The sequence below is a fragment of the Streptomyces roseicoloratus genome (assembly GCF_004117935.1).
Taxonomy (GTDB): domain Bacteria; phylum Actinomycetota; class Actinomycetes; order Streptomycetales; family Streptomycetaceae; genus Streptomyces; species Streptomyces roseicoloratus.
On record NZ_SDOY01000144.1, the window covers coordinates 66,831 to 92,282 of the forward strand.

Genomic DNA, 25,452 nt, shown 5'->3' on the forward strand with positions numbered 1-25,452 from the left:
GGGCGGGCCGGACGCGCGACCAGCCACTGTCGGGCGGGTCAGGGCAGCCGCTCCGGAGGGTTCGGACAGCCGCTACCGGGCGGGTTCGGGCTGTGTCTGCGGAAGGGAGTGAGACACGGCGGACGGACGTGGACGCGGACGCGGAGGTGCCGGGGCCGCGGTCGGGGCTCCGGTGCCGGTCGTCGGCGACTCAGGCGCGGGTGACCGCTCCGGTTCGAGGCCCGTGGTCAACAGGACCACCCCGCGGGCCGCGACCAGCGCGGCCACACCGGCGACCGTCCAGCCCCAGACGCCCGCGCGGAAGGTCTCGCCCAGCAGGGCCACGCCGATGACCGCGGCGGCCGCCGGGTTGGCGAGGTTGACCACGGCGAGCGGGGCCGCGAGCCCGCCGCGGTACGCGGCCTGCGAGAGCAGCAGCCCGCCCACCGCGAACGCGGCGATCAGGAACGCGAGCAGCGCGGTCGCCCACCAGCCGACCGCCCCGTCCGTCGCTCCGCCCGGCAGGTCGCGGGCGAGTGCGACGGTCAGCGTCTGCGTCAGCGCCGAGCCGACGGCCGAGGCCACCCCGGAAGCCGTCGCGTGCCCGAGGCCGCTGCCCCGCCTCCCGTCCCTGCCCCGTTTCCCGTCCCTGCTCCGCCCCCGCGCGGCGAGCAGGGCGATGAGCAGCAGCGTGACCGCGGTGACGAGCAGCGTCTCGCGCAGGTCGAGCACCTCGCCCGGCGCGACCGGTCCGGTCACGGCCACGAGCCCGACCAGCCCCGCCAGGGTCCACGCCGCGCCGCGCCACTCGACCCGGCTGACCCGCCGGTGCGCCCCGTACGCACCGATCGGCAGCGCCGCGACGAGCGTCAGCGCGCCGAGTGGCTGGACCAGCGTGAGGGGCCCGTAGTGCAGGGCGGCGACGTGGGCGAGGGCGCCGGCGGCGTTCAGACCGACCGCCCACCACCACTGCGGGCGGGCGAGCAGTCGGCGCAGCGCCCCGCGTCCGCCGGCGGACGCCGAGGCGAGCCGCGACTGGGCGACGGCGGCGAGCGCGTAACCGGCGGCCGAGACGAGCGAGAGCAGGACCGCCACCGCGGTCCCGGCGACCCCGCCGACGGCGCTCATCGCAGCGCCCCCACGGTCAGGGCGGAAGCCGCCTGCTGGTCGCCGAGGGGTCCGGGCCGCCGGCCCTCCCCTTCGGCGCCGGGGTCGGCGTATGCGTCCGCGTCCGTTCCCGTTCCCGCTCGCGTCCCCGCTCGCGTCCCCGCTCCTGTTTCCGCTCCCGTCTCCGCTCGTGCCGGTGCCGGTGTGGGTTCCGGTGCCGGTGCCGGTGTGGGTGCCGGTGTGGGTGCCGGTGTGGGTTCCGGTGCCGGTGCCGGTGCGGGTGCCGGTGCGGGTGCCGGTGCGGGTGCCGGTGCGGGTGCCGGTGTGGGTTCCGGTGCGGGCGTCGACGTCGGCCCTGGTACGAGCAGCAGCGCGAGCGCCAGCAGGGCGGCGGCCACCAGTGCGTCGAACCAGTAGTGGTTGGCGGTGGCGACGATCACGAACAGGGTGAGCAGAGGGTGCAGCAGCCACAGCCACCGCCCGCGCGAGCGCGTGGCGGCGATCAGCCCGATCGCGACCATCAGCGCCCAGCCGAAGTGGAGCGAGGGCATCGCCGCGAACTGGTTGGCCATCGAGTCCGCCTCCGGCGTCGCGCCGTACACGGAGGGCCCGTACACCCGCGCGGTGTCGATCAGGCCGCTCGCGGCCAGCATCCGCGGCGGCGCGAGCGGCAGCAGCAGGTGCAGCGCGAGGGCGGCGGCGGTGAGGAGGGCGAGGACGCGGCGCGACCAGAGGTAGTAGGCCGGGCGGCGCCAGTAGAGCCAGACGAGGAAGGCGACGGTGGCCGGGAAGTGCACGGCCGCGTAGTAGGTGTTCGCGACCCTGACCAGGCCTTCGCCGTGCAGCAGCAGATCCTGCACCGCGCCTTCGCCCGGCAGGTGCACGGCGCGCTCCAGGTCCCAGACGCCGTCGGCGTTGCGGAAGGCGCGGGTCTCGTGGCCGTTCGCGAAGAGCCGGCCGAACTTGTAGACGAGGAAGAGCGCGGTGACGAGCAGCAGCTCGCGCACCAGCGGCGGGCGCATGGGGGTAGCCGTCGCCCCCGGTCCTGCAGGACGAGTTCTTCGTATCCCGCGTATCCCGGAAGCCATGGCGCGGCCCTCGTTTTCCGTCGAATTCTCCGCCAAAGCGGACAGCAAACGGAGGAACTCTAGATCCGAATCTATCGAGACGCAAGCGTCTCGATACGTTTGCGTCTCGATTGTGCGCCCCCTACTCTCGGATGTGCGGAACTCTCGGATGTGCGGAAACGGATCCGCTGGGGTACGGAGTGTCCGGGAGTCCGGAAGTCCGGGAGGAAGCCGATGTCCACGCAGGCCGCGACCGCCGCAGCCCGTCGCAGCAAGCTCACCCCCGAGCGGGAGGCCGAGCTGTACGAGGCGGTCATCTGCCTGTTGCGCGAGGGCGGCTACGACTCCGTCACCATGGAGGGCGTCGCCGCCCGCACCAAGTGCGGCAAGGCCACGCTCTACCGCCAGTGGGGGACCAAACCCCGGCTCGTCACCGCGGCCCTCGACAAGCGGCGCCGCACCGTCTTCACCGGCATCGACACCGGCTCGCTCGTCGGCGACCTGCGCGAGGCGGCCCGCATCGCCGCCTCCCGGCGCGAGCGCGACGCCGAACTGATGGAGGCGGTCAGTCAGGCGTACATCCAGCACCCGGACCTGCGGGCGGCCCTGCGCGAGACGGTCATCGAGCCGGAGGTCGCCGCCATCGACGCGATGCTCCGCCGGGCGGTCGAGCGCGGCGAGATCGCCGCCGGCAACCCGGCGATCGGCTTCGTCGCCCCCTGCTTCCTGGGCATGCTCCGCATCGAGCGCCTCTTCGAGGAGCGGTTCACCGACGAGGCGACCATGCGCACCTTCGTGGACGCGGTCCTCCTGCCGGCCCTGCGGGTGGACGCGCCCGACCGGGAGACGACCGGTGACTGAGCGTCCCCGGATGTGAAGCCCGTGCCCGTCCGGCACCCTGAAACCATGCCTCACACCGCATCGCCGTCGCCCCGGCTCCGCGTCCGGCGCGTCTACGAGCCGCCCGAGCCCGACGACGGCCTGCGGGTGCTCGTCGACCGCCTCTGGCCCCGCGGCCTCGCCAAGGCCGACGCACACGTCGACGAATGGCCCAAGGCCCTGACGCCCTCCGACGAACTGCGCCGCTGGTACCACGGGCCCGAGGGCGACTTCGAGGAGTTCCGGCACCGGTACGAGCAGGAGCTGGCCGAACCGGCCGCCGCCGACGCCCTCGCCGAACTGCGCGCCCGCGCCGCCGAGGGACCGGTCACGCTCCTCACCGCCGCCAAGGATCCGTCGGTCAGCCACACAGCGGTCCTGACCGAGCTCCTGGGAGACACGCCGTAGAGGTGGCCGGGGAACCCCCGCCCGTCCGTCGCTTTCCCGCCACCTCCCGGCACGGCCCTGTTCAGCCGCCCCGGCCCGCCCCACCATGGCCCTGACGGACCCATGGACCCACGGACGCGGCGAGCACGACGGACCCTCTCAGGACCGACCGCCCCGGCGAGGAGGCGCACATGGACCAGGCCCGACACCCGGAACAGCCCGAGCAGACGGCCGAGCAGCCGGAGGCAGGACCGGCGCGGGCGATGGCCGTGGCGCCGGGGAGCGCGCGCGACGAGACGCTCGAAGGGTCTCCTGAGGAGACGCGCGAAGGGGCCATCGAGGAGACGCTCGCAGAGGCGTCTGGAGAGGCGCACGGAGAGGCGTCCAAAGAGACGTCGACGGGGACGCCTACGGAGGCGCCTACGGGGACGCCCGTCGAGGCTGCCGCGGGGACGGCCCAGGCAGGGACGGCCCAGGCGGGGACGGCCCCGGCAAGGACGGCCCAGGCAAGGACGGCCCCGCCAGGGGCGCCCGCCGGCACACCCGCCGACGCCGCCGAACAGGCCCGCCTCGACCGCCGCGAACACCACACCCGCCGCGCTCACCACACCCCTCTCGCACACCACACCCACCTCGCTCACCACACCCCCCTCGCACACCACACCCGCCTCGACCGCCTCCAGCGCGATCCGTACCCGCTCTATGAGCAGGCCAGGCGCGCCCCCGGCCTCACGTACGTCCCGCTGCTCGACGCCTGGCTGGTCTCCCGTGACGCCGACGTCCGGGAGGTGCTGCTGCGGCCCCAGGACTTCTCCTCGGCCCAGTCGCTGCGCCCGGACGTCCGACCCTCGCCCGCCGCACTCGCCGTCCTCGGCGCCGGTTTCGCGCCCCGTCCCACCGTCGTCTCCACCGACGGCCCCGCCCACCGCCGCCACCGCGCGCCGCTCAACAGCGGCCTCTCCGCCACCCGCACCGCCGCGCTCACGGCATACGTCACCGAGCAGGCCGAGACGCTCGCCGAGGCCTTCGCCGGCGCCATGGCCGAACACGGGAGGGCGGACCTGATGGCCCACTACGCGCGCCCGCTGCCGGGCGCGGTCGTCGGACGGCTGCTCGGTCTCGACCCGGCGGACGTGCCGACCGCCGTCCACTGCTCGTACAGTGCCGAACGGCTCCTGTACCGACCGCTGTCCGAACCCGAGCAGATCGCCGCGGCCGAGGACGTCCTCGCCCTCCAGCACCTGCTCGACCGGTACGCCCGTGACCGCCGGGCCCGCCCGAGGGACGATCTGATCACCGGCCTCGTCACCGCGTTGGCGCCCGACGCGGGGCTCGGGCCGGGGCCGCGTGAGCTCACCGGCGACCAGCGCTGCGAACTGGTCGCCAACCTGCAGAACCTGCTCATCGCCGGCCACCTCACCACCACCGCAATGATCGGCACGACGGTGCTCCACCTGCTCCGCCACCGGGACCAGTGGGAACGGCTGCTCGCCCGGCCCGAACTCATACCGGCGGCCGTCGAGGAGGCCGCCCGCTACGACAGTGCCGTCCAGGGCTTCCGTCGCACCACGACCCGCCCCGTGACCCTCGCGGGCACCGAACTGCCCGCCGGCGCCACCGTCTTCGTCGCGTACGGCTCCGCCAACCGCGACCCGGCCCGCCACCCGGACCCCGAGGTCTTCGACATCACCCGCGAGCGGCCGGACGCGCGCCACCACGTCGCCTTCGGCCACGGCCCGCACGGCTGCCCCGGCTCCCAGCTGGCCCGGGCCCAACTCCGCGCCACGCTCGCGGTGTTCACCCGCCGACTGCCCGGGCTGCGGCTGGTGGACGACGGTCGGATCCGGATGCGGCCGACCTTCATCCACCGCTCGCCCGAGGAACTCCCGCTCACCTGCTGAGCCGACGCAGCCGCGGCGCCTCCGCCGCCGCGTCGACGACACCGCCCCCGCCGCCCGCCTCCACACGGGCGGCGAGGCCGCGTGCCCAGGCGACGACCCCGGCGACGTCGATCCCGTACGTCTCGGCCCCGCCCCGCGCATATTCCTCGACCCGCCCGGCCCCGCGCCGCAACAGCCGCGCCCCGCCCGCCGCGTTGCCGCGCGCGGAGTGCGTCAGCCCCACCGCCGTCTGCGCGAGCCCCTGCCACAGATCCCGCTCGCCGGCCGGGCCCGACTTCCAGGCGTCCTCGAACACCTCGTGCGCGTGGAACGGCATCCCGGCGTCCAGCAGCCGCTGCGCCTCCCGCACCGTCCCGTCCGGTGACCGCACGACCCCTTCCGGCTGCCGCGCCACACCCTCCGCCCCGTACGGCAGGGGCCGCCCGAGCCCGTCCCGCGGCCGCGCGCTCCGCGCCCGCCCCTCCGCGTCCCGGTCCCTGCCCCGCTCTCGTCCCGCGTCCGTGTCCATCGCCCCATTCTCCGCCCGGACCGCCGGTGACACCCCGTGTGGTGATCCACCCCGTGAAGTGAGGTAATGTTCTCTTGCACGCCGCCGCCGGGGCCGAACCGGGGTGGACGGGCATCGGGACGTGGCGCAGCTTGGTAGCGCACTTGACTGGGGGTCAAGGGGTCGCAGGTTCAAATCCTGTCGTCCCGACTCGAAAGAGTCGCAGGTCAGAGGCCGTTTCAGAGAAATCTGAAACGGCCTCTGACTCGTTCTCGGGGACCAGTTGGGGACCAACTCGCCTTGACCGGTCAGCGGGCGGCCACGATCGGGCTCGGCAGGGACCGCGGCGCGCGCAGCACGCTGAGGTGCGCCGAGAGCGCGGCGCCGGCAGCAGTGATCTTGTGCACGTCGGGGTGCAGGTACCGCTGAGTGGTGGTCAGCGACCCATGGCCGGCGATCTTGCGTAGGACGTGCACCTGGACCCCGGCGTCGGCGAACCAGGTGAGTCCGGTGTGACGGAGGTCGTGGCGGCGCAGGTGCTCGTAACCGAGCTTCAGGACGACGTCGTCCCAGTGTGTCGCGTCGCGCAGGACCGCGGTGGAGATACGGCCGCCCCGGGGTCCGGTGAACATGCGCGCGTCAGGATCGGGGCCGGCGGCCAGGATGCGCTGGGCGACGAGGGGGCGGATCTCCTCGATGATGGGGACCTGGCGGGCCCGCTTGCCTTTCGTCCCCTTGTCGACGAGGCCGCCGGGAGCGGGGGTGGTCTGGCGCCGGACGGTCCAGATCCAGTTGGTGGTGTCGATATCCCCGACCCGGCAGCCGGAGACCTCACCGATGCGCGCGGCCGTGCACGCGGCGAAGAGGACGACCTCGCCCCAGCCCCGGTACTCGCCGTGAGATGCGGCCACGAGGGCCTCGGCCAGCTCGACGAGTGCCTCCCAGCCGGAGAGGGCCAGTGCCCGTGGGTCGAGGAGCTCGTCTTCGGCCTGCTTGTAAAGCTTCTGCCACCCCGTCACGCGGGCCGGGTTGATCTTGATGATGCCGTCCCGGACCGCCTGTTCCATGACGCGGACGAGGACGGCGATGGTGTTCTTGACGGTCGAGCGGCCGTGCTCGTCGGCGATCCAGTTCTGCACGGTGCGGTCGACGGCGCCGTTGGTGATCATCCGGACCGGCAGGTGGCCGAGGGCCGGGACCACGCGTACTCGCCAGCCTGAGAGATAGGGGTCGCGCGTCTTCAATTCCAGGCCGCGTAGGGCGAGTTCCATGTTCGTGTCGCCGTAGTCGGCGAGCTTCATGGTGGCCACGGAGGGTGCGAGGCCCGCTTCGGCGGCCTCAATGATGGTCTGGATCCACGCCTGAGCTTCTTCTTCGCTGTCCTTCCCCTCGGACACGGATTTCCGGCGCTTGGTCGTCGGGTCGAACCAGCGGACGCGGGCGCGGTACGGGTTTGCTCTGTTGGGCCTGTACTCGACATCCGTGGAGAGGCGTACGCCGACAGGGACGGTTTCTATATGGGCCATCAAGCCGCCCGGCTGGGGGCGATGCGGCGGCTGTGCAGCCATTCCTCGATGTCGGCCGCGCTGTACATCACGACTCGCTCCGAGATGGAGACGAAGGGAGGGCCCTGGGGCGGTTGAGCTGTTCGCCATCGGCGCAGGGTCGAGGTGTCGACGCGGAGGCGAGCGGCGAGGTCCTTGGTCGAGTACCAGGCGCTGGCGAGAAGAGGTGTACGGCGGTCAGCCGGGTCGCCTTGGTAGTGGAGCGTGGGGTGCGCGGTGGCCTCCATGTCGGCATGCGGTGCGGCGAGGTTTGTGGGGGATGTGGGTTCGTGGGGCAAGGGCGAACGATCTCCGGGGGGACGGAACACTAAACGGATTCGTGCAAGAGTCCAGAGGCGGAGGGCACAGTTCGCGAACGGAGAACGAATCGTGTGCGGGCGTGAGCCTGTCGATTCGGACTTCCTTCCCGGCGCCATCCGCTAGTGCTCCGTGGATGGATGAGGGGAATCAATCGTCCTGTGAAACCCCGGTTTCCCTAGCCGGGGCTTTGCCGCTATAAACGATCGCTGCGGGCACTCTCGGGATCTCGCGGAAGTCGGTCATGCCCGTTGGCCGACGTGTCTGCGTCGCCATCGGCTGGCTATCCACTCAGCGCAGCTGGTCAGACGGCGGGGCGTGGTGCTCCCGGGCAGTGGGCCACACGGCGGGCGGCATGCCGCGGTTGCGAGCAGGCGCGCAATGGCCTGATCGGAGTGTTGGGCTGACCGAGACGCGGGGCGTGTCGCGGGCTCAGGCCGGTGGTGCCGTTCCAGCCGTACGGAGAGCGATCACACGCTGGAACTCAGGGCAGGTGACGATGTCGTCGTGGTCGCATTCAAGGGCCCCTTCGACGAGTTCGAGTTGGGCCTCGGCCTTCTTGATGACGTCACGGAGAGATGCTCGCCGGTCGAACAGGATTTGTCGGTGGCGGTCGGAGTCCCGTGTCGCGAGCATGGCGCGGATCTCTTCTAGGTTCAGGCCGGCCTCCTTGGCCCGGAGGATCATCGCCGTGCGCACCACGTCGTCGTGACCGTATCTGCGGCGCCCGTTCCCGTCTCGCTCGGGCGAGAGGAGCTCCATCGATTCCCAGTGGCGGAGCACATGAGTGGCGATCCCGAAGCGCTCGGCGAGGGCTCCGATGGGCATCGGCCGGTCGGCCCGATCGCTCTGACTTGACTTCATGCCGACATTAAGCGGCAGCCTGCCAGCCATGTCCAACACACAGGTGCAAACGGAAACGGACGGTTCGAAAGTGCGGCTCATCGCTCTGCTGGACGTGGTGGACGACATGCCGGATGTGCGGCAACTCCGCCAGGACTCGTATGAGTTGCTCAAGGTGGGTCGTGGCACGACGGTCGTCGACGTGGGTTGTGGAACAGGTCGCGCCGTCGCGGAGATGACCGATCGCGGCGCGCGGGCAATCGGGCTGGACCTGAGCGAGGAGATGATCGGAGAGGCGAGTCGGCGCCGGCCGGACGCCGACTTCAGATGCGCCGAGGCGTACCAGCTGCCCTTCGGGGACGGAGAGGTGGACGCCTACCGGGCCGAGAAGCTGTATCACGAGCTCGACGACCCGGTACGGGCACTGAGAGAGGCGCGGCGCGTCCTGGTACCTGGAGGCCGCACCGTGCTGATCGGCCAGGACTGGGACACCTTCGTCATCGACTCCGACGAAGCCGCCCTGACCCGGACGATCGTTCATGCCCGGGCCGATCTGGTGCCGGGGGCCCGTACAGCGCGGCGCTATCGGAGCCTGCTGCTTGACGGCGGCTTCCGTGACGTCGTCCTGGAGGTACGCACCGGTGTGTTCACCGGTGCCGCCATGCTGCCCATGATCATCGGCCTGGCCGAGGGAGCCAGCGCCGCCGGCGCGATCACTCGTGCGGATGCCCGGCGATGGATCGCGGAGCAGCGGAGGCGAGCGGAGGGCGACCGGCTTTTCCTGGCGATCCCGCTCCTCATCGCCTCCGCAACCCGGACATAGCCGACGGCCGCGGCCGAGCTCGGCCGCGCCGATAGCCGCCTGTCCGTCGCGGCGGTGGCCACCGTCACGAGCCTCGATCACGGATGTGGCCCTCGCACTGCTCCTTGCTCTGGGCCGTTCCGTGCCGTCATGGCCCGGGGCGGGCAGCAGAGGCATGAAGCGCGACCATCGCCGCCCGTACACTCGACGTGTGCGTATGACACCGTCCGTTCGGCTGGGTCTGCTCGTCGTGATCCTGGCAGCGGCGGCTGGTTCCCTGTTCCTGTGGAGCCCTCAGCGCGTGCTCACACAGGGACTCGCCTCCGATACTCCGCCTGTCTGGGCTGGGCTCGCCTTCGTGCTCGTGTTCGCGATCGGCACTCTGGCGTTCTTCCCGAAGCCCGTGCTCAACGTGGCCGCCGGGGTCCTCTTCGGTGCCCCAGAGGGGTTGCTGCTGGCCGTGGCGGGGACGACGCTCGGCGCGGTCCTGGCCTTCGGGCTGGGGCGGGGGCTCGGGCGCGAGGCGCTGCAACCGTTCCTGAAGGGGAAGGTACTGGCCGCGCTGGACCGGCGGCTCACCCAGCAGGGTTTTCGCAGCGTGTTCCTGCTGCGGGTCGTGCCCGGTGTTCCCTTCCCGGCCGTCAATTTTGCCGCCGCCTTCTCCGGGGTACGGCTGCGTTCCTTCGTCGCCGCCACGGCGCTGGGCGTGCTGCCCGGCACGGCCGCCTACGTCGTCGCTGGAGCCTCTGCCTCGTCGCCGACCTCGCCGGCGTTCCTGGCCTCGGTCGGCGTCATGGTGGCGCTGACGGCGCTCACCGTCGTCTCGATGTGGCGGTCCCGGCGGGCGGTCGCCACGACGACCGCCCCCGTTGTGGCCTGACGAGGCGGATCAGCGGGTCGCCGCAGCCTCCGCGAGGTCCGCTTCGAGGATCCAGCTCCGGAGGAGCCTGGTGCCTCGATGATTCCCGCTCCCACGGGGCAGTGAACCGACGTGCGCGTTCAGTCCTCGGTGAGGAGCGGCCCGAAGGTCGACGCTCCGATCGCCACAGCCTCGACCTGGCCGGTGATCCGGCCGTTGATCTCGGGGTGCTGCCGCGCCCATGCCTCGGCCGTGGACCGGTCGGCGAAGAAGTTCAGGGCGTCGCAGCACACGGCGGCCGCCGGCCCGGGTTCCGCCCGCCGGCCGACGAACACGACCGCGCTCGGTGGCTCCCACCGTGGGGCGCCACCCGTGAAGGCGATGGTGACAGGGCGCTCGTCAACCGGGTCCGAAGACGCGACCAGGACGTCCTGGCCGAGCATCGCCGCGATGCCGAGGGCGTCGATCGCGCACATCGACCACATCTCCACCCCGTTCCCGAGGCGGACCCGGTGCCGGGTCGCCACCGCGGAGAACGGGTACGCCGCCAGCACCCCGCCGTCGGCGTCGAGCGTGAGGAAGTCCTCGCGGTCCAGCTCTTCCAGGATGTCCCCAGCCGGGCGGCCCGCCTCGGCCGCGACCGCTTCGAGATCCGCCGTGCTTGGTGCCGAACCGGTAGCGGCGAAGTGGCGCAGAACCGCCTGATGGACAGCCCGCAATCCCCGATCGGCAGGGGCCCGCCGGCCACGGCCTGCCCGTCCGATCGGATCGAGGACATCGTCCGCGCAGCATTCCGCCACCTTCGTGAGGGCCTGACGCAGCGCCTCGACGCTGGGCGCCCCCTCTGCTCGGCCCTCCTCGTCCCGATACAGGCGGCAGGACACGCTCGCCGGCGCGCCGGTTACCGCGAATGGATCGACGCCGTCCAAGAGGACGGTCGGCGATCCGGTCATGCCCCAGCGCGCCGCCTCCTCTTCCCCGCTCACCTCGATCAGGTCCACCTCGGCCTCGTGGCCTTCCAGCGCGGCGGTGATTCGCTCGCGCACCACGTCGGCGTTGGGGCAGTCCGGAACCGTGAGCACAGTGATCCTCGTGACGTTCATAGGCCGAACGTAAACCTTCCAGCGCACTAGAAGGTCAAGGCGTACCCTGGCCGCATGCGCATCGGAGAGCTCGCCACCAGGGCAGGGCTGAGCACCAAGGCGATCCGCTTCTACGAAGAGTCGGGCCTGCTGCCTGAGCCCCCGCGCACCCCCGGCGGATACCGGGACTACCCGGAGCAGAGCGTGGTCCGGCTCTCGTTCGTCCGTGATGCCCAGGCTGCCGGACTCACTCTCGCGGAGATTCGCTCGGTCCTCACCCTGCGCGACAGCGGCCAGGCACCCTGCGGGCGGGTCGGGGCCCTCATCGACCAGCACCTGGCCGACATCGACCGGCGTATCGCCGAACTGGGCGAAGCCCGCTCCGCCCTGCGGGAGCTGGCCCGCCGAGCCGCGGCGACCGACCCCGACACCTGCGCAGAGGGCGACATCTGCACGATCCTCAAGACGTCGTGAGGAGCTCGCCGCGGGGCGCCTGGGAGGGGCGGAGGGGCGGTCGATGTCCTCACCGTCTCGAAGGCGGTACCGGGACAGAGGGGTCTGGTGCGTGCCCCTACCGTCCGCAACCGGCTCACGACGCCCTATGGCGCCACGAGACTCCTCTGCTGCCGGCGCTGTCCATAGCGGGTCCGTCCCTGCGGCTTGTACATCGACAGGGCGGTCGCCAGCAGGAGCACGACCAGGGCCGCGGCGGACTGGACGACGAGCTGTGTCCGCAGACCGGTCAGGGCGTCGCCGGACCAGTCGGGCGCTGCCGCCGCGCTCGCGATGTGGCTGATGGGTGGCATATGCAGGAGCAGGGCGCCGGTCGCGAGGACCGTGATCGCGAGCTTCACCGTCACCCAGTAGTAGCGCAGGAGGCCCCACGTCGTCCCGAGTGAGGACACGACTCCGGTCGCCAGCGAGGCGAAGCAGAGAGGGACGATCACGTACCAGCCGGTCACGCCCATCGTGACGTACACCGATCGCACCGTCAGCGCGTCCTTCGCGGTCAGTCCGGTCACGGCGAGGGCGAGGAAGACGGCGACCGCGCCGAACCAGCCGACGGAGGCGGTCACATGGGCGGTGAGGGCGAGCTTGCGCACGCGCGGCGACATCGCCATCAGCCGTGGCCTCGCATGCCGCCGCCCGCGAGGTGCAAAGCGAGGAAGGCCACGACGAGGATCGCCGCGCCGATCAGGAGCGCGGTCACCCAGCGGGGGCGGGGAGCGTGCGGGGTGGGGGTCTGGTCGGACATGAGGAGACTCCGATGCGTGCGGGAAGGTGACAGCCGGGTGGTGCCGGTCGCCGGCCGTCCACTTTTTCGAGACAGAGTGTCTCTGTCAAGGCATGGTGTCACGCCATCGTCATCCCGTACATTGTGGGAATGCCGAAGCTGTGGAACGAGACGATCGAGGCGCACCGCAACACCGTGCGGGACGCGACGCTCGACGCGACCGCCGCGCTCGTCGCCGAGCACGGCCTGATGTCGGTGACCATGTCGCGGATCGCCCAGGAGACCGGCATCGGACGGGCGACGCTCTATAAGTACTTCCCGGACGTCGAGTCGATCCTCGTCGCCTGGCACGAGCGGCAGGTCGCGCACCACCTCGAGCAGCTCGAAGCCGTGCGGGATCGCATCACGGACCCCGGCCGGCGGCTCCATGCCGTCCTGGAGACCTACGCGCTCATCTCCTACGAGCGCCACGAGCGTCATGGTCACCACGGAACCGACATGACCGCCCTGCTCCATCAAGGGCCGACCGTTACCCAGGCCCACGAGCGACTCCTGGGGCTCGTCCGGGACCTCGTCGCCGAGGGTGCCACGGGCGGCACGCTGCGCGCCGACGTCGCCACCGACGAGCTCGCCGCGTACTGCCTCCACGCGCTCGGCGCGGCTGCGGGGCTCCCGTCGAAGGCGGCGGTGCGGAGGCTCGTCGCTGTGACACTGGCTGGGCTGAGTGCTGAGGCTCATCCCGTCCCAGCGGCCCCGGCGGAGGCGGAGGACAGCCTGGGCCGTGGGCGCCACCATGGGCACCACCGCCACGGCTCCCACTGACGCTCCGCATACCCCCTCTCCGTATGATGAGCGGATGGTATCCGAGGTGAAGAGGCGCCCGAGGGCGGCGACGTGGTGGGGCCGGTTCGTGCTCGCCGCCGCGCTGCTCGTCGGCATCGTGCTCATGCATGTCCTCGGCCACCCCGGCGAGCACGCGGACGCCACGCACGTCTCCGGCGGGCATGTGGCCGCCGCGATGGAGCACGTGGTCGCCGATGCGGGCCACGCGACGGCCCCGGCACCCGCCCACGGGGCCGGCGTCGCAGCTGTGTGTCTGGCCGTGCTCGGCGCAGGGATCGGCATCCTGCTGGCGCTCCGTGGCGCGCTCGTACACCGACGCCAGCGAGCCGCCGAGCCTTCGGCGACACGGCTCGCCTACGCCCTCTGTGCGATTCCGCCGCCCGAGTCACCCAAGTCCCTCCTGACCCGCCTCTCGTTGTTGCGCATATAGGCAGACCGGCCGCTCCACGTCGTGAGCGGAAAGCCGCCTTGTTCATGCAACGACCACGTCAAGAGGTTCCACAGTCATGCCCCGAATCACCCGTCGTACCGTCCTCGGTGCCGGCCTCGCCGCCGCCGGCACCGGTCTGCTGACCGCCTGCTCCGGCTCCATGAGCGGCATGGACCACTCCTCCGGCGGGGGCGGCATGTCGCCGAGCGCCGACTACCTCACCCCGGACAGCAAGCAGGTCAGTGCGGCCGAAGCCCTCCGCAAGCCCGGCCCGGAACGGCGGTTCAAGCTCACCGCCGTCGAGACCCCGCTCGACCTCGGCGGCGGACGGACCGTCCGCTCCTGGGCGTACGGGGACGACCTCCCCGGCACGGAGATCAGGGTCACCGCCGGTGACACCATCGCCCTCACCCTTGCCAACAACCTCCCCGAGGCCACCAGCGTCCACTGGCACGGACTCGCCCTGCGCAACGACATGGACGGGGTCCCCGGCCTCACCCAGCGCGACATCAAGCCAGGCGGTTCCTTCGACTACCGCTTCGCCGTCTCCCACCCCGGCACGTACTGGTTCCACCCGCACTCCGGCGTCCAGCAGGACCGCGGCCTGTACGCCCCGCTCATCGTCGAGGACCCCAAGGAGCCCCTGAAGTACGACAAGGAGTGGGTGATCGTCCTGGACGACTGGGTCGACGGCGTCGACGGTTCCACCCCGGACGCCGTGCTCGCCGAGCTCAGCAAGGGCATGGGCGGCATGGACCACGGCGGCTCCGGTTCGGGCGGCATGGAGGGCCACGACATGTCGAACATGTCGATGACCACCGGGAAGTCCCCGTCCCCGAAGCCGTCCGGGCCCTCGCGGATGCTCATGGGCGCCACGAGCGATCTGCTGGGCGGCGATGCAGGAGACGTCGGCTATCCGCACTACCTGATCAACGGCCGTACCCCGGACAAGCCGCAGACCTTCGCCGCCAAGCCCGGCGACCGGATCAGGCTCCGGATCATCAACGCGGGCGGCGACACCGCCTTCCGGATCGCCCTGGGAGGCCACAAGCTCACCGTCACGCACACCGACGGCTTCCCCGTCGAGCATGCGCAGGCCGACGTGCTCCTCCTCGGCATGGGCGAGCGCCTCGACGCGCTCGTCACCGCCGGGAACGGAACCTTCCCGCTCACCGCGCTGGCCGAGGGCAAGAACCGCACCGCCCTCGCCGTCCTGCGCACCGGCGGCGGCGCCGCGCCCACCGCCTCCGTACGCCCGAAGGAGCTCGACGGCAAGGTCGTCCACGGCGGTCAGCTGAAGGCGGCCGAGTCCGTACGGCTCGAGTCGGGGCGTCCGGACCGGACGATCGAGTTCAAGCTCACCGGCTCGATGATGAAGTACGACTGGGCCATCAACGGCAAGAAGTATGACCCGGCGCAGCGCTACCCGGTCCGCTCGGGCGAGCGCGTGCGGCTGTCGTTCGTGAACAGCACGACGATGTGGCACCCCATGCACCTGCACGGCCACACCTACGCGCTCGCCGACGGTGGCGCGCGCAAGGACACCTCGATCGTGCTGCCGGGCAAACGCCTCGACGTCGACTTCGACGCCGACAACCCCGGCCTGTGGATGATCCACTGCCACAACGTGTACCACGCCGAATCCGGGATGATGACCGTCCTCGGCTACCTGAAGTAGGACGACGGCCCGGCCCGGGAATCCCGGGCCGGGCCGCCTCTTGCTCAGTCTCAGCGGACTGGCCGGGCCTCGTACTCGCCTGCCTGGCGCACCGCGGCCACCAGCGCGTCCGTGTCCACGACCGCGCCCTCCTCGAACCGGACCGTGCTGCGCCCGCTCCGTACGTCGGTCCGCGCCGAGCGCACGCCGGGAACCTCCTCCAGCTCGTCGTCGATGAGCAGCCCGCAGCTCGTGCAGTGCATCCCCTCGACTTCGAGGACCACCTCGGGCCCCACGGACTCAGGCTCCTGCTTCTTCCTGCCGCCGAACAGTCGCATGGTCACGCCTTCTCGAAGTCGATGGAACCGGTCTGCATGCCCATGGCGCAGGAGAACCGGAGCTCCCCGGCGTCACGCGTGCCGAGGTCGATCTCGGTGTCGCCGTTCTCCTTGACGATCTCCTGGACGCCGAGCTCGGGGATGGTGAACGCCCGCGCGCAGCCGCCCGAGTCCTTGCCGCGCAGGACGAGTGTGGTGGGCAGTCCTGCCTTCGCCGTGAACCGGGTGGGTGTGTAGAAATCCGTCACGGTCAGGGTGATCACCTGCCGGCCGGAGGCGTCGACCCGGACGGGAGGGTCGTTGGGGATGGGCTGCTGTGCGCCCTCCTCGCCCGCCGGGCTGTCCGACGGACCGGGCTCGATGACGAAGGCGGGAGCAGTCGCCGACGAGCTCGCACCGCCCTGGTTCAGGCTGACCCAGCCGCCCGCCTGGAGTCCGGACGCGACCGTCCAGATGGCAACCATCAGGACGACGATGCCGGTGAGCGAAGCCAGCTGGCCCGAGAGCGCCCGGCTGGTGCGGCGGAACAAGTAGCCGAGCACGGCGAACAGCGGAGCCGTACCGAGGACGAACCCCGCCATGACGGCGGCGCCGGCCACCGGGGACCCCGACGTCACGGCGATCAGCTCCACCGACAGCGTGACCCCGCACGGGACGAGGACGGTCGCCAGACCGATGAGGGCGGGCGTGGCCAGGGACTCGGTCTTGGCGCTGCGCCGGAACAGCCGGCCGAAGGAGGCAGGTGCCCGGGGCACGAAGCGGGCCACGGCCTTGACCCCGAACAGGTCGAGCGCGAACAGCACCATCAGCAGGCCGGACGCGATGACCATCACGGCCCGGGCGCGGGGGCTGGGCTGCAGGGCGTCACCGAAGACGCCGAGCAGCGCCCCGAGGAGGGTGTGGGAGACGAGTTTGCCCGCGAGGAAGGCGCCGACGGGCGCGAGCGCCTTGGGCGCGGTCGCCTTGGGCTCGGTCGCGGGAGCGGCCGGTGCGGGCTTCCCGGCCGGGCGGCGCGCCCCGGCCATGGCGGGTACGCGGGCGGGGGCTGTGGAGGCGGAGGCGCGGCGGGTCACCGCACCCGCGAGCAGACCTCCCTGGACGGCGGCACACGAGGCACCACCGGCGAGCAGACCGGTCGTGAGACCGGTGACGAGCAGGGTGATGGACGACGGCATGCGTCGGGACTCCTGAACAGGAAGAGCGGCACGAGCGCGCGCGTACGGACGCGTGCCGAGTGGACGTGAGGGCGGTTACGTCCGAGGAAGGGCTTCCGCGGACGGAGCGCCGTCACGTCCGGCTGACGCAGAGACGTGTCAGTTCAGGAGGGGAGGGCTGGGCGAGAGGGGGCGGCACACCTGAGCGCGGTGGCCCGGGCTGCATGAACGCGGGCGCCGGCCCGTCGAAGCCGTGGGCGCAGAGGGTTGGCTCGCCACCGACCGGCGAGACGGAGGGCTGCGCGCAGTCGCCCACGCTCGACATCGGGCACGGCTGCTGAAGGCTGTGGGCATCGGACACGGACGGAGCCGCGCCGGCCCCGGCCTCGTGCATCCCTGCCGGCATGTGCTCCATGCCCACGGACTGCATCGAACCGGCCATGCCCGACATCGCCATCGCCGGACGGGCCAGCCCGGTCAGGCACAGTGTGACGACACACGCCACCAGCAGCACAGGCAGGAGCCTGAGGCGGGAGGGCGCGGCAGTGATCACGAGCGGCATCGTAGTCGCAACGGATATCCCTTCGGGCACCGGCGTACAGCGGACACGCGGTCACGAAGTGACGCCGCCGCTGCACGTGGCGCCCGGCTCCGGAGTCTGCGGCCCCTGCACATACCGGTCGAGGAAGGCGGCTACCCGCGCGTCGTCGGCGCTGCTCACCCCGACCTGGTGGCCCCAGGCCGTGAGGACGATCGGCGCGGTCTGCTCGGTGCGTGGGCTCATCAGGGTGTACGGCGTCTTGGCGACCCGCTCGCCCAGCGCCTGGACGTCGGCGGCCGTCGCCTTGTTCGTGTACGTCACCCACACGGCGCCGTGCTCCAGCGCGTGCACCGCATTCTCGTCCCGCACCGGGGCCGTGTAGACGTCGCCGTCGCAGTTCTGCCAGACAGGATCGTGGTCGCCGCCGGCGGGCGGAGCCATCGGATAGGAGACGGCTGCGGTGACGTGGTTCCTGGAGAGGTCCTGCCAGGTCCGCTCGCCCGCGATCGGCGCGGTCTTGCTCTGGCCGTCGTCACCGCTGGTCGAGACGAGGTAGCCGACACCGCCGAGGGTCGCCGCCAGAATCGCCGCAGAGACGGCGAACGTGGTGACACGCCTGCGGTGCTCCCGTACGCGCTCCGCCCGGCGCAGCTCCTCTGCCCGCGCGCGGCGGGCAGCCGACTTGTCGCCCGAACCCGGGTATCCCATGAGCGGCACACCTCCCGGGGCCGCGGTCTTCCTTTTCCATCGTAGGGACGACGGAGCCGCTCACGCGATTCAGGAGACGGTGAGCGTCGCCTTCATGTTCGGGTGGATCGAGCAGAAGAAGGGGTACGTGCCCGGCTTGTCGGGGGCGGTGAAGGTGGCCGAACGGCCGCCCGCGATCTCGCCCGTGTCGAACGCGTCGCTACCTGTAGCTGTCACGGTGTGGGGCGCTGAATCCTCGTTCACAACGGTGACCGTGGCACCGGGACGTACCTTCAGGTCCGTCGGCTGGAAGGCGAAGCCGCGGATGGTGATGCGGACCTCGGCGGACGCGGTGGGGCTCGGGGGCGGGGTGGCTGGTGCACTCGGCGTACCAGGTGCGCTCGGGGCGCTTGTGGCGGGCGATGATGTGCCTCCGCCGTCGTCACCGCAGCCGGCGACGAGGAGAGCGAGACAGAGGGCGCCGGTCGTGGCAAGAGCGGCACGAGGCGTGCGGGGGAGGTACGTCATGGGGATCACCGGTGAGATGGGGGCTGCCGAATGGGTCATGGCCAGCCTCGCCCCGGCAACCTGGGCGAGCGCCGCCGACTCCGCCGTACGCGCTGGTTTGTCCACCCGCAGGGGTGCTCGGCCCCGTAACCGCCTACGGCCCCGCGCGATCCCGCTCATCCGGCTTCGGTACTCGCCCGCACTGATCCGGTCGTGCAGACGGAGCCCCGTACACCAGCGCTCGGTCGCCGCCAGGGAGGCACGGCGGCCGCGCAACCGGGCCAGGGGAGGGCAGCGGCTCTCGCCCGTGCTGATCAGGCGGACGATGTCGTACGCCAGGACGGCCACGATCAGCGCTCCCATGAGCGTCGCCAACAAAGCGACCACCACGGTCATCACCACCGCGGTAAGCGACGGACAGCTCCTACGCTCCATTGTTCCGCAATGCGGCTGCTGGTGAGCTGTGGGAATCCCGGTCCGCGGTCGCTGCACGTCGCGGCCTGATTTACATGCGCACGGCACCCTTTCGTGGCGGACTGGAGAGGGAGTTCCTCCCCGATCCGGTGAAGTCGACTTCGACCATTGCGTGTTGAACGACGACTTACCCGACGCACTCCCCCCGCGAAGGAGTGATCCGAGGTGACGGCAATCCGTTCGACCCGCCGCGCAGCCTCACACGAGAGGTTCGCGATGGCGCGCCTGACCTGCCCTTCGAGGACTTCGAGATCATCCGCTCGTCGAACTACCTGAGTATGCGCATCCGGCTCGAGCGCTGCCATGACCGCGCCCACGGGTACATCCGGGGCACGATCGGCAATGCCCACACCTCCTTCCGCGACCCGTTCGTCTTCCTGATCCACTCGAACGTGGACCGCCTCTTCGCGATGTGGCAGTACGAGGACCCGGCCTCCCGGCTCGACCCCGCCACCGTGTACGGGGACGATCCCGGCAACCCTCTGTGGTACGTGCGCAGACTCCTGCCCTGGGACGGCTCGGGGCGGACGCGGCCGTGGGTGCGGCCGGAGCTCGAGCGGCTGGTGAAGGACTACCAGCACACCAGCATCGTCAACCCGCCGCAGTACGACACGCTCCAGCCGGTGGGCGACGGTCCGCTCACCGCATATCAGCTGAACGAACTGCGCAATGCGCTCGATGGCGCCGTCGCTCTTCACGCGGCCCTGCCCCACAGCCACGATCACTAGCTAGGTGGAGAGCGAGCTGCCCAGGGCAGGGAGTACGGGCCCCGCCGCCAGCCCGAGTCCCACCGACATCACGGTGGCCGTGTAGGCGACCCCTCGTGCCGGGCGGTCTTCGGCGGCGAGCGCGGCACCATCACCCCGCGAGACCGCTGGCACGATCCAGCGCAGGTAGTAGAAGAGGGAGGCGACGGTGTTCACGGCTGCCAGGACGGCCAGCCAGGCGTATCCGCCGTCGAAGGCGGCGCTGAACGCCTCGAGTTTGCCGACGAACACGGCGGTCGGCGGGGTGCCCACGAGTCCGAGGAGGCAGATGACGAGACTCGCGGCTAGGAGTGGGCGCCGTCGGGCCAGGCCGCGGTAGTCGGTGAGCCGAGTGGCCTGGGGGAGCGCGCAGACCACGGCGAAGGCACCCAGGTTCGTCACGGCGTACGCGGCCACGTAGTACAGCAGCGCCTCCTGGGCAAGGTCCGATCGGCCGGCCGTCGCGACGGGCAGCAGCAGGTATCCGACTTGGCTGATCGTCGAGTACGCGAGGAGCCGTTTGACGTCGTCCTGGAAGAAGGCGGCCAGGTTGCCCAGCGTCATCGACGCCGCCGCCACCACGGAGATCACGGCGGCCCATGGCATTCCGCTGTCGGCGAGGACCGCCTCGCCGAGCCGAAGCAGAGCAGCCAGTGCGCCGATCTTCGGAATCGTGGTCAGGAACGCGGCGACCGGCGCCGTACTGCCCTGGATCGCGTCCGGCACCCAGAAGTGGGCCGGGACGGCTCCGGCCTTGAACAGCACGCCGGCGAGCAGCCCGACGGTGCCCGCGGCGACCAGCGCCTCGGGGGCCTGGGGGAGTGCGGGACCGAGCAGCGGGTATCCAGTCGCCCGGCCCGCCGCGTACAGGACGGTGATCCCGGCCAGCATCAGCACGCCGAGCAGCGCGCCGATCACGTAGTACTTGAGCGCGGCCTCCGTGCCGGGGCCGTCCTTGCGGAAGCCGGCCAGTGTGTACGCGGGGATGCTCGCCAGCAGGTATCCGGCGGCGAGCAGCAGCAGATCCTGGGTACCGGCCATGACGAGAGCGCCGAGGGCGGACAGCTGGAGCAGGACATACGCCTCGCTCTCGCGCGGGTGCGCGTGGAACGGCCTCGCGAAGAGGGCGAGGACGAGCAGGACGGCGCCCAGGACGACGATCCGGGACGTGCTGGTGACCGGGTCCACGGTGAACGCCTCGCCGAACGCGGTCAGGTCGGGGCGGGCCGCGGCGACAGCCGCCGCCACGATCCCCACGCCCGCCGCCATCGCCGCTAGAAGCCCCACCAGCCACTGCCGGCCGCGCGGCAGCCACGCACCGAGGAGCAGCCCGAGAACGGCCGAGGCCGCGAGCAGTACCTCGGGGAGGATGTCGAGAGGGTTCTCGTTCATGTCGGTCATCGGGCGAGCTGCTCCAGGACCGTGCGGGAAGCCGGCTCGATGAGGTCCAGGAGGAAGCGAGGTGCGATGCCGAGGACGACGGCCAGGGCCAGGAGCGGGACGACGGCCGCGCTCTCGTGGGCCCGAAGGTCGGGGAACGCGCGCGGCGTGCCGGGTGCGTCGGGCAGCCGCAGCGGTCCCATCAGGATCTGCCGCAGTGCGCGCAGGAACAGTCCGGCCGTGAGCAGGATGCCGAGGACGGCGAGTGCGGTGGCGAGCGGCCTCGGCCCGAGGGAGCCGGTGAAGATCTGGAACTCCGCGATGAAGCCGGAGAAGCCGGGGAGCCCGAGTGACGCGAAGGCGGCCACGCCGGTGAGGGCGGCGAAGACGGGCGCGGTGGCGGCGAGTCCGCCGTACGCGCTCATCTCGTAGGTCCGCCCGCGCTCGTACAGCACCCCGGCGAGGAGTAAGAGCGCGCCGGTGATCAGGCCGTGGCTGACCATCTGGGTGACTGAGCCGGTGATCGCGAGGGAGCGGGCCTGGGCCGAGGTGTCGGCGGTTGCGGCGGCGGCGCCGACGGCGAGGATGATGTAGCCCATGTGATTGACGGAGGTGTACGCGACCATCCGCTTGAAGTCGGTCTGGGCCAGCGCCACCAGGGCTCCGTGGAGGACGGACAGGACCCCGATCACGACGAGGACGAGGGCGTACCGCCGCCACGCGTCGGGCAGCAGCGGCATGGCGATGCGCAGGAAGCCGTACGTCCCCATCTTCAGGAGTACCCCGGCGAGGATCGCCGAGCCGGCGGCCGGGGCTTCGGTGTGGGCGGGTGGCAGCCAGGTGTGGAAGGGGACTGTCGGGGTCTTGACGGCGAGGCCGATGGCGACGGCAAGCAGGACGAGGGCGGCGTACGCGGAACGGCCGGCGAGGGGGTTCTGGCGGGTCAGCTCGACCATGTCGAAGGTGTGCGGGGTCGCCGCGAGGTACAGCCCGATGAAGCCGAGGAGCAGAGCGAGTGAGCCGATGAACGTGTAGAGGAAGAACGTCAGCGCGGCCCGCTTGGCGTCGCGGTGTCCCCATCCGGCGATGATGAAGTACATCGCCACGATCGACAGGTCGAAGAAGACGAAGAACAGGATCAGGTCGAGGGAGACGAACAGACCCAGGCACGTCGTCTGGAGGAAGAGGAACAGGGCGGCGAACTCGCGGAACCGGCGGCTCTCGCGCAGCGCGTACACCGCGCAGGCGAGGAAGAGCACGCAGGTGAGGGCGAGTAGCGGCAGGGACAGGCCGTCGACGCCGATGTGATAGCTCACGCCCGCGCTGGGGATCCATCGGGCCCGGACCTCGTACTGCATGCCGCCTGTCGTCTCGTACCCGGCCCAGATGGCGACGACGAGGCCGAGTTCGACGGCGGCCGTCGCCACCCAGACGGCGCGCAGCGCCTGGACGGGGATACGGGAGGGGAGCGCGAGGAGCAGGAGGGCGATCGCGGTCGGGGCGAAGACGAGGGCGGTGAGCACGGGTTACCTCACGAGGACGAGCACGACGGCGATGACGGAGAAGGTGGCGACGGCCTGGGCGAGGTACTGGTGGAGCTGTCCGGTCTGCGGCCGGCGGGCCCGTTCGCCGAGCCGCCGGGCCGCGGTGGCGACGCCCTCGACCGCGCCGTCGACCGCACCCTCGACGAACCGGTTCGTCCATCGGGCGCAGGCAAGCGCGCCCTGGGCGGAGGCGTCCACGGCGCGGTCCAGCACCCGGTCGTCGAATGCGGCTGCGGCGTGTGCGATCCGCAGAGTGGGGGCTACGAGGAGGACGTGGGCGGCGCGTTCGAGACCGAGCCACTCCCGGGCGAGACCCCAGGTCCGGGTCCCGCCCCAGGCCCAGGTGACGGCGGAGGCTGCGAGGGCGAGGGCGCCAGACAGTGCGAACTCCCAGACCTTCGGGTCTGGTTGGCCCTCCGCGCCGAGGTAGCCGGTGAGCGCGTCGCGTACGGGAGGGAAGGCGACGGGCGTCAGGGCGAGACACGCGAGGGCGAACAGCACCAGCGGCGCGACCGCTCCGCCGGGAATCCGCCGCCCGGCTGTCGCACCCGGCTCCGGGGGGCTCCACACGAAGCGGAGGATCTTCACGCTGTACACGGCGGAGAGTACGGCGGCGGCGAGCCCGGTCGCGTACAGCCACGGGCTGTCCTCCATGGCCCCCGCCAACAGCACGTCCTTCGCCGCCCAGAGGGAGAGCGGCGGCAGCCCGGCGAGCGAGAGAGCGCCCACGGTGCAGACCACGCCGACGGTCCGGTACGCCCGGGCGGCCCCGCGAAGCTCGGGGAGCTGCTGTGTACCCCACGCCGTGAGCCAGGCGCCGGCCACCAGGAAGAGCAGACTCTTCGCGGCGGCGTGCGCCATCAGTTGCAGGGCGCCTCCGGTGGTCGCCGCGGCACCGGCGGCGAGCACCATGAACCCGATCTGCGCGCAGGTGGAGGCGGCGAGCAGCTGCTTGAGATCGGTCTGCGCCACGGCGACGAGTCCCAGGGCGACGGCGGTCGCCGCGCCCACCCAGGCCGCCGTGTCCGCGCCCCAACCGGAGGCGTCCAGGAGCGGCGCGGTCCGCAGCAGCAGGTACGCGCCCGCCACGACCATCGCCGCCGAGTGCAGCAGTGCCGACACCGGGCTCGGACCCTGCATGGCCCGTGACAGCCAGAAGCTGAAGGGGAGTTGCGCGGACTTGCCGAATGTGGCGATCAGGAGACCCGCTGTCACGAAGGACAACCACGGCTCGTCGAGCCCCGCGAGTCCATCGAGCGTGAGCGGACCGGGTGCGCCCGCCAGGGCGGCCCCCGCGGCGAGATAGAGCCCGAGATCAGCGGTTCGGGTGGTGAGGAAGGCGGTGTCGGCCGCTGCTGTACGGGCGGGCTCGCGCCACCAGTAGCCGATGAGCGCCCAGGAGGTGGCGCCCATGACTTCCCAGCCCATGAGTAGCGTGGGGAGGGTGACGGCGGTGACCGTGACGAGCATGCTTCCCGCGAAGATCAGCATCAGGCCGAAGAAGCGGGCCCGCGCCTCCTCGGGGCCGAACTCCGCAAGGCTGAACAGCAGTACGGCGAGGGTGACGGCGGCGACGGTGACGACGAGCACTCCGGAGAGCCCGTCGACCGCCAGACGGACGGGCAGCCCTTCCAGGAGGGGCGCCTCGACCGCCGGCCCGCGGACCGCAGCGGTGATGGCCAGGCCCAGTGCGACTGCGGCGACGGTGACGGCCGCGCCGGGGGCCCACCGGTCCACCGCCCGCCCGGCGAGGGCGAGCAGAGCACCCGTCGCGAGCGGCACGGCGATGAGCATCCACAGGAGAAGGCTCACTCCTTCAACTCCGCGGCCATGTCCGTCATGTCGATCTCTCGGGACCGGAAGAGGGCGGTGACGACAGCGAAGCCGATCGCCATCTCCACCGCCATGGCGGTGATGGCGACCACGATCAGGACCTGTCCGTCGGCCGCGGCGGGCGCGATGTAGTGCCAGGCCGCGCCCGCGGCGAGGATCACCCCACCCAGCATCAGCTCGAGGCCCATCATCAGCATCACGATCGACTGCTGGGTCAGCGCGCCGAACAGTCCGACGCAGAACAGCGCGGCGGCGACGATCAGGAACAGCTCCAGGCTCACCGGCCCACCCCGCCTCGAACCGGGTCCGCGGGCGGGGCGGCCTGGAGCTCGTCGCCGTAGCGGTCGTACCGGCCGCGCCGGGTGGCCAGCACGACGGTCGCCACGATCGTCGCGAACAGCGCCATGCCGAGCGTCATCATGGTCAGCATCTGCGGCCCCATGAGGGACATCCCGAGGTCCATCGTCGGATCGGCGGGGGGACGTCCTTGTCGGCTGGGCCAGGGGGCGAGCAGGATGCCGGCGACGAGCAGGGCGAACGCGAGGGCGCAGATGACGGCGGCGCCGCGCTTGTTGTGGATCATCGTCATCGGCATGAGCCCGGCCGGGTTCATCATGAACATGACCATGAAGACGGCCATGATGGCCATCTCGATCGTCATCATCAGGATCGTGACGATGCCCAGGTAGTCCAGGCCCAGCACGATCAACTCCCCGCCCACGCACAGCAGTGCCGTGAGCAGCGAGAACGTCGCGCGCGCCATCGAGTCGAAGCGAAACACCATGACGCCGCTCGCGACGGCGACGACGGCCAGGAGCCAGAACGCGGC

At 71.5% G+C, this 25,452-nt stretch carries 28 protein-coding genes, 1 tRNA gene and 1 pseudogene; 11 read left to right on the forward strand and 19 right to left on the reverse strand.

Annotation, left to right across the window (positions count from 1 at the left end; translation table 11 throughout):
- Window positions 1-72: 72 nt before the first annotated feature.
- Both ESG85_RS23940 and ESG85_RS23945 read right to left on the reverse strand, forming a co-directional pair.
- Entirely contained in the window at window positions 73-1,107 is a 1,035-nt protein-coding gene (locus ESG85_RS23940; protein WP_181019093.1) for a DMT family transporter, read from the reverse strand.
- A complete protein-coding gene (locus ESG85_RS23945; RefSeq protein WP_128982593.1) occupies window positions 1,104-2,108 on the reverse strand; it encodes a phosphatase PAP2 family protein in 1,005 nt (334 codons plus the stop codon). Before ESG85_RS23945 ends, ESG85_RS23940 begins: the two co-directional genes overlap by 4 nt.
- A 279-nt stretch (window positions 2,109-2,387) precedes the next feature.
- Here ESG85_RS23945 and ESG85_RS23950 point away from each other — a divergent pair, with 279 nt between their 5' ends.
- The 3 genes and pseudogenes from ESG85_RS23950 to ESG85_RS23960 form a co-directional block, all read left to right on the forward strand.
- Window positions 2,388-3,014: a TetR/AcrR family transcriptional regulator gene (locus tag ESG85_RS23950; RefSeq protein ID WP_128982595.1), complete on the forward strand. Its 627-nt coding sequence runs from the start codon at window positions 2,388-2,390 to the stop codon at window positions 3,012-3,014.
- 45 nt (window positions 3,015-3,059) lie between these two features.
- Window positions 3,060-3,440, forward strand: a complete 381-nt coding sequence (locus tag ESG85_RS23955) for a DUF488 domain-containing protein (protein WP_128982597.1) — start codon at window positions 3,060-3,062, stop codon at window positions 3,438-3,440.
- Window positions 3,441-4,078: 638 nt separating this feature from the next.
- A pseudogene (locus ESG85_RS23960) lies at window positions 4,079-5,320 on the forward strand (cytochrome P450); the annotation flags it as partial.
- Here ESG85_RS23960 and ESG85_RS23965 read toward each other — a convergent pair.
- Entirely contained in the window at window positions 5,310-5,828 is a 519-nt protein-coding gene (locus ESG85_RS23965) for a DUF309 domain-containing protein (protein ID WP_128982611.1), read from the reverse strand. The pseudogene ESG85_RS23960 and the gene ESG85_RS23965 sit on opposite strands and share 11 nt — an antisense overlap.
- Window positions 5,829-5,943: 115 nt before the next feature.
- Between ESG85_RS23965 and ESG85_RS23970 the strand changes: the two genes are divergently transcribed.
- Window positions 5,944-6,017: transfer RNA gene (locus ESG85_RS23970), tRNA-Pro, on the forward strand.
- A gap of 98 nt (window positions 6,018-6,115) precedes the next feature.
- On the opposite strand, the gene ESG85_RS23975 is transcribed toward ESG85_RS23970, so the two are convergent.
- The 3 genes from ESG85_RS23975 to ESG85_RS23985 all read right to left on the reverse strand — a co-directional run bounded on the left by ESG85_RS23975 (window position 6,116) and on the right by ESG85_RS23985 (window position 8,563).
- Window positions 6,116-7,333, reverse strand: coding sequence for a tyrosine-type recombinase/integrase (locus tag ESG85_RS23975; protein WP_128982613.1), 1,218 nt, complete (start codon window positions 7,331-7,333; stop codon window positions 6,116-6,118).
- Window positions 7,333-7,788, reverse strand: a complete 456-nt coding sequence (locus tag ESG85_RS36785) for a helix-turn-helix transcriptional regulator (RefSeq protein WP_342781378.1) — start codon at window positions 7,786-7,788, stop codon at window positions 7,333-7,335. Before ESG85_RS36785 ends, ESG85_RS23975 begins: the two co-directional genes overlap by 1 nt.
- A gap of 313 nt (window positions 7,789-8,101) precedes the next feature.
- On the reverse strand, window positions 8,102-8,563 hold the full coding sequence (locus ESG85_RS23985) for a MerR family transcriptional regulator (protein WP_246095247.1): 462 nt from the start codon (window positions 8,561-8,563) through the stop codon (window positions 8,102-8,104).
- On the opposite strand from ESG85_RS23985, the gene ESG85_RS23990 reads away from it, so the two are divergent.
- Complete coding sequence (locus ESG85_RS23990) at window positions 8,562-9,335, forward strand: methyltransferase domain-containing protein (protein WP_128982615.1); 774 nt, start codon at window positions 8,562-8,564, stop codon at window positions 9,333-9,335. The two genes, ESG85_RS23985 and ESG85_RS23990, sit on opposite strands and share 2 nt — an antisense overlap.
- Window positions 9,336-9,489: 154 nt before the next feature.
- Entirely contained in the window at window positions 9,490-10,194 is a 705-nt protein-coding gene (locus tag ESG85_RS23995) for a TVP38/TMEM64 family protein (RefSeq protein WP_128982617.1), read from the forward strand.
- Between the two features lie 119 nt (window positions 10,195-10,313).
- Here ESG85_RS23995 and ESG85_RS24000 read toward each other — a convergent pair whose 3' ends face one another.
- Window positions 10,314-11,276: an alkylmercury lyase family protein gene (locus ESG85_RS24000; protein ID WP_128982619.1), complete on the reverse strand. Its 963-nt coding sequence runs from the start codon at window positions 11,274-11,276 to the stop codon at window positions 10,314-10,316.
- Window positions 11,277-11,330: 54 nt separating this feature from the next.
- On the opposite strand from ESG85_RS24000, the gene ESG85_RS24005 reads away from it, so the two are divergent.
- Complete coding sequence (locus ESG85_RS24005) at window positions 11,331-11,729, forward strand: heavy metal-responsive transcriptional regulator (RefSeq protein ID WP_128982621.1); 399 nt, start codon at window positions 11,331-11,333, stop codon at window positions 11,727-11,729.
- Between the two features lie 125 nt (window positions 11,730-11,854).
- Here ESG85_RS24005 and ESG85_RS24010 read toward each other — a convergent pair whose 3' ends face one another.
- Window positions 11,855-12,376 carry a hypothetical protein gene (locus tag ESG85_RS24010; RefSeq protein WP_128982623.1) on the reverse strand — a complete coding sequence of 174 codons (522 nt, stop codon included), beginning with the start codon at window positions 12,374-12,376 and terminating at the stop codon, window positions 11,855-11,857.
- Window positions 12,376-12,510 carry a hypothetical protein gene (locus ESG85_RS36690; RefSeq protein ID WP_281288076.1) on the reverse strand — a complete coding sequence of 45 codons (135 nt, stop codon included), beginning with the start codon at window positions 12,508-12,510 and terminating at the stop codon, window positions 12,376-12,378. Before ESG85_RS36690 ends, ESG85_RS24010 begins: the two co-directional genes overlap by 1 nt.
- Before the next feature lie 129 nt (window positions 12,511-12,639).
- Here ESG85_RS36690 and ESG85_RS24015 point away from each other — a divergent pair, with 129 nt between their 5' ends.
- From ESG85_RS24015 to ESG85_RS24025, 3 genes are all read left to right on the forward strand, one after another.
- Complete coding sequence (locus ESG85_RS24015; RefSeq protein WP_128982625.1) at window positions 12,640-13,311, forward strand: TetR/AcrR family transcriptional regulator; 672 nt, start codon at window positions 12,640-12,642, stop codon at window positions 13,309-13,311.
- A gap of 34 nt (window positions 13,312-13,345) precedes the next feature.
- Window positions 13,346-13,762: a DUF6153 family protein gene (locus ESG85_RS24020; RefSeq protein WP_128982627.1), complete on the forward strand. Its 417-nt coding sequence runs from the start codon at window positions 13,346-13,348 to the stop codon at window positions 13,760-13,762.
- A gap of 76 nt (window positions 13,763-13,838) precedes the next feature.
- Window positions 13,839-15,440: a multicopper oxidase family protein gene (locus ESG85_RS24025; protein WP_128982629.1), complete on the forward strand. Its 1,602-nt coding sequence runs from the start codon at window positions 13,839-13,841 to the stop codon at window positions 15,438-15,440.
- Between the two features lie 50 nt (window positions 15,441-15,490).
- On the opposite strand, the gene ESG85_RS24030 is transcribed toward ESG85_RS24025, so the two are convergent.
- The 5 genes from ESG85_RS24030 to ESG85_RS36790 all read right to left on the reverse strand — a co-directional run bounded on the left by ESG85_RS24030 (window position 15,491) and on the right by ESG85_RS36790 (window position 19,081).
- A complete protein-coding gene (locus ESG85_RS24030) occupies window positions 15,491-15,757 on the reverse strand; it encodes a heavy-metal-associated domain-containing protein (RefSeq protein ID WP_246095265.1) in 267 nt (88 codons plus the stop codon).
- A gap of 2 nt (window positions 15,758-15,759) precedes the next feature.
- Window positions 15,760-16,932 (reverse strand): urease accessory protein UreH domain-containing protein, encoded by a 1,173-nt coding sequence (locus ESG85_RS24035; RefSeq protein ID WP_128982631.1) that lies wholly within the window; start codon window positions 16,930-16,932, stop codon window positions 15,760-15,762.
- Window positions 16,933-17,044: 112 nt separating this feature from the next.
- A complete protein-coding gene (locus ESG85_RS24040; RefSeq protein ID WP_128982633.1) occupies window positions 17,045-17,464 on the reverse strand; it encodes a hypothetical protein in 420 nt (139 codons plus the stop codon).
- 60 nt (window positions 17,465-17,524) lie between these two features.
- On the reverse strand, window positions 17,525-18,160 hold the full coding sequence (locus ESG85_RS24045) for a thioredoxin-like domain-containing protein (RefSeq protein WP_128982635.1): 636 nt from the start codon (window positions 18,158-18,160) through the stop codon (window positions 17,525-17,527).
- Window positions 18,161-18,229: 69 nt separating this feature from the next.
- Entirely contained in the window at window positions 18,230-19,081 is an 852-nt protein-coding gene (locus tag ESG85_RS36790; RefSeq protein WP_342781379.1) for a cupredoxin domain-containing protein, read from the reverse strand.
- Between the two features lie 194 nt (window positions 19,082-19,275).
- On the opposite strand from ESG85_RS36790, the gene ESG85_RS24060 reads away from it, so the two are divergent.
- Complete coding sequence (locus ESG85_RS24060; protein ID WP_128982637.1) at window positions 19,276-19,848, forward strand: tyrosinase family protein; 573 nt, start codon at window positions 19,276-19,278, stop codon at window positions 19,846-19,848.
- On the opposite strand, the gene ESG85_RS24065 is transcribed toward ESG85_RS24060, so the two are convergent.
- The 5 genes from ESG85_RS24065 to ESG85_RS24085 are packed head-to-tail and all read right to left on the reverse strand — an operon-like array spanning window position 19,849 to window position 25,407.
- The gene (locus ESG85_RS24065) at window positions 19,849-21,267 is read right to left on the reverse strand and encodes an NADH-quinone oxidoreductase subunit N (RefSeq protein WP_128982639.1); all 1,419 of its coding nucleotides are present in this window, start codon (window positions 21,265-21,267) and stop codon (window positions 19,849-19,851) included.
- Window positions 21,264-22,769, reverse strand: a complete 1,506-nt coding sequence (locus ESG85_RS24070) for a complex I subunit 4 family protein (protein ID WP_128982641.1) — start codon at window positions 22,767-22,769, stop codon at window positions 21,264-21,266. Before ESG85_RS24070 ends, ESG85_RS24065 begins: the two co-directional genes overlap by 4 nt.
- A 3-nt stretch (window positions 22,770-22,772) precedes the next feature.
- Window positions 22,773-24,602: an NADH-quinone oxidoreductase subunit 5 family protein gene (locus ESG85_RS24075; protein ID WP_128982643.1), complete on the reverse strand. Its 1,830-nt coding sequence runs from the start codon at window positions 24,600-24,602 to the stop codon at window positions 22,773-22,775.
- Window positions 24,599-24,904 carry an NADH-quinone oxidoreductase subunit NuoK gene (locus ESG85_RS24080; RefSeq protein ID WP_128982646.1) on the reverse strand — a complete coding sequence of 102 codons (306 nt, stop codon included), beginning with the start codon at window positions 24,902-24,904 and terminating at the stop codon, window positions 24,599-24,601. Before ESG85_RS24080 ends, ESG85_RS24075 begins: the two co-directional genes overlap by 4 nt.
- The gene (locus ESG85_RS24085) at window positions 24,901-25,407 is read right to left on the reverse strand and encodes an NADH-quinone oxidoreductase subunit J (protein ID WP_128982894.1); all 507 of its coding nucleotides are present in this window, start codon (window positions 25,405-25,407) and stop codon (window positions 24,901-24,903) included. The genes ESG85_RS24080 and ESG85_RS24085 overlap by 4 nt, the downstream gene beginning before the upstream one ends.
- Between the last annotated feature and the right edge of the window lie 45 nt (window positions 25,408-25,452).

What these genes read in the sequence shown, in the direction of transcription:
- ESG85_RS24030 (WP_246095265.1), bottom strand. Translation starts at nt 15,757, where the DNA reads ATGCGACTGTTCGGCGGCAGGAAGAAGCAGGAGCCTGAGTCCGTGGGG.
- ESG85_RS23945 (WP_128982593.1), bottom strand. Translation starts at nt 2,108, where the DNA reads ATGCGCCCGCCGCTGGTGCGCGAGCTGCTGCTCGTCACCGCGCTCTTC.
- ESG85_RS23985 (WP_246095247.1), bottom strand. Translation starts at nt 8,563, where the DNA reads ATGGCTGGCAGGCTGCCGCTTAATGTCGGCATGAAGTCAAGTCAGAGC.
- ESG85_RS24025 (WP_128982629.1), top strand. Translation starts at nt 13,839, where the DNA reads ATGCCCCGAATCACCCGTCGTACCGTCCTCGGTGCCGGCCTCGCCGCC.
- ESG85_RS23995 (WP_128982617.1), top strand. Translation starts at nt 9,490, where the DNA reads ATGAAGCGCGACCATCGCCGCCCGTACACTCGACGTGTGCGTATGACA.
- ESG85_RS24015 (WP_128982625.1), top strand. Translation starts at nt 12,640, where the DNA reads ATGCCGAAGCTGTGGAACGAGACGATCGAGGCGCACCGCAACACCGTG.
- ESG85_RS24010 (WP_128982623.1), bottom strand. Translation starts at nt 12,376, where the DNA reads ATGGCGATGTCGCCGCGCGTGCGCAAGCTCGCCCTCACCGCCCATGTG.
- ESG85_RS36690 (WP_281288076.1), bottom strand. Translation starts at nt 12,510, where the DNA reads ATGTCCGACCAGACCCCCACCCCGCACGCTCCCCGCCCCCGCTGGGTG.
- ESG85_RS24035 (WP_128982631.1), bottom strand. Translation starts at nt 16,932, where the DNA reads ATGCCGTCGTCCATCACCCTGCTCGTCACCGGTCTCACGACCGGTCTG.
- ESG85_RS23955 (WP_128982597.1), top strand. Translation starts at nt 3,060, where the DNA reads ATGCCTCACACCGCATCGCCGTCGCCCCGGCTCCGCGTCCGGCGCGTC.
- ESG85_RS23950 (WP_128982595.1), top strand. Translation starts at nt 2,388, where the DNA reads ATGTCCACGCAGGCCGCGACCGCCGCAGCCCGTCGCAGCAAGCTCACC.
- ESG85_RS24000 (WP_128982619.1), bottom strand. Translation starts at nt 11,276, where the DNA reads ATGAACGTCACGAGGATCACTGTGCTCACGGTTCCGGACTGCCCCAAC.
- ESG85_RS36790 (WP_342781379.1), bottom strand. Translation starts at nt 19,081, where the DNA reads ATGGAGCGTAGGAGCTGTCCGTCGCTTACCGCGGTGGTGATGACCGTG.
- ESG85_RS24065 (WP_128982639.1), bottom strand. Translation starts at nt 21,267, where the DNA reads ATGACCGACATGAACGAGAACCCTCTCGACATCCTCCCCGAGGTACTG.
- ESG85_RS24085 (WP_128982894.1), bottom strand. Translation starts at nt 25,407, where the DNA reads ATGGTGTTTCGCTTCGACTCGATGGCGCGCGCGACGTTCTCGCTGCTC.
- ESG85_RS24045 (WP_128982635.1), bottom strand. Translation starts at nt 18,160, where the DNA reads ATGGGATACCCGGGTTCGGGCGACAAGTCGGCTGCCCGCCGCGCGCGG.
- ESG85_RS23975 (WP_128982613.1), bottom strand. Translation starts at nt 7,333, where the DNA reads ATGGCCCATATAGAAACCGTCCCTGTCGGCGTACGCCTCTCCACGGAT.
- ESG85_RS24005 (WP_128982621.1), top strand. Translation starts at nt 11,331, where the DNA reads ATGCGCATCGGAGAGCTCGCCACCAGGGCAGGGCTGAGCACCAAGGCG.
- ESG85_RS23940 (WP_181019093.1), bottom strand. Translation starts at nt 1,107, where the DNA reads ATGAGCGCCGTCGGCGGGGTCGCCGGGACCGCGGTGGCGGTCCTGCTC.
- ESG85_RS23990 (WP_128982615.1), top strand. Translation starts at nt 8,562, where the DNA reads ATGTCCAACACACAGGTGCAAACGGAAACGGACGGTTCGAAAGTGCGG.
- ESG85_RS24020 (WP_128982627.1), top strand. Translation starts at nt 13,346, where the DNA reads ATGGTATCCGAGGTGAAGAGGCGCCCGAGGGCGGCGACGTGGTGGGGC.
- ESG85_RS23965 (WP_128982611.1), bottom strand. Translation starts at nt 5,828, where the DNA reads ATGGACACGGACGCGGGACGAGAGCGGGGCAGGGACCGGGACGCGGAG.
- ESG85_RS36785 (WP_342781378.1), bottom strand. Translation starts at nt 7,788, where the DNA reads ATGGCGCCGGGAAGGAAGTCCGAATCGACAGGCTCACGCCCGCACACG.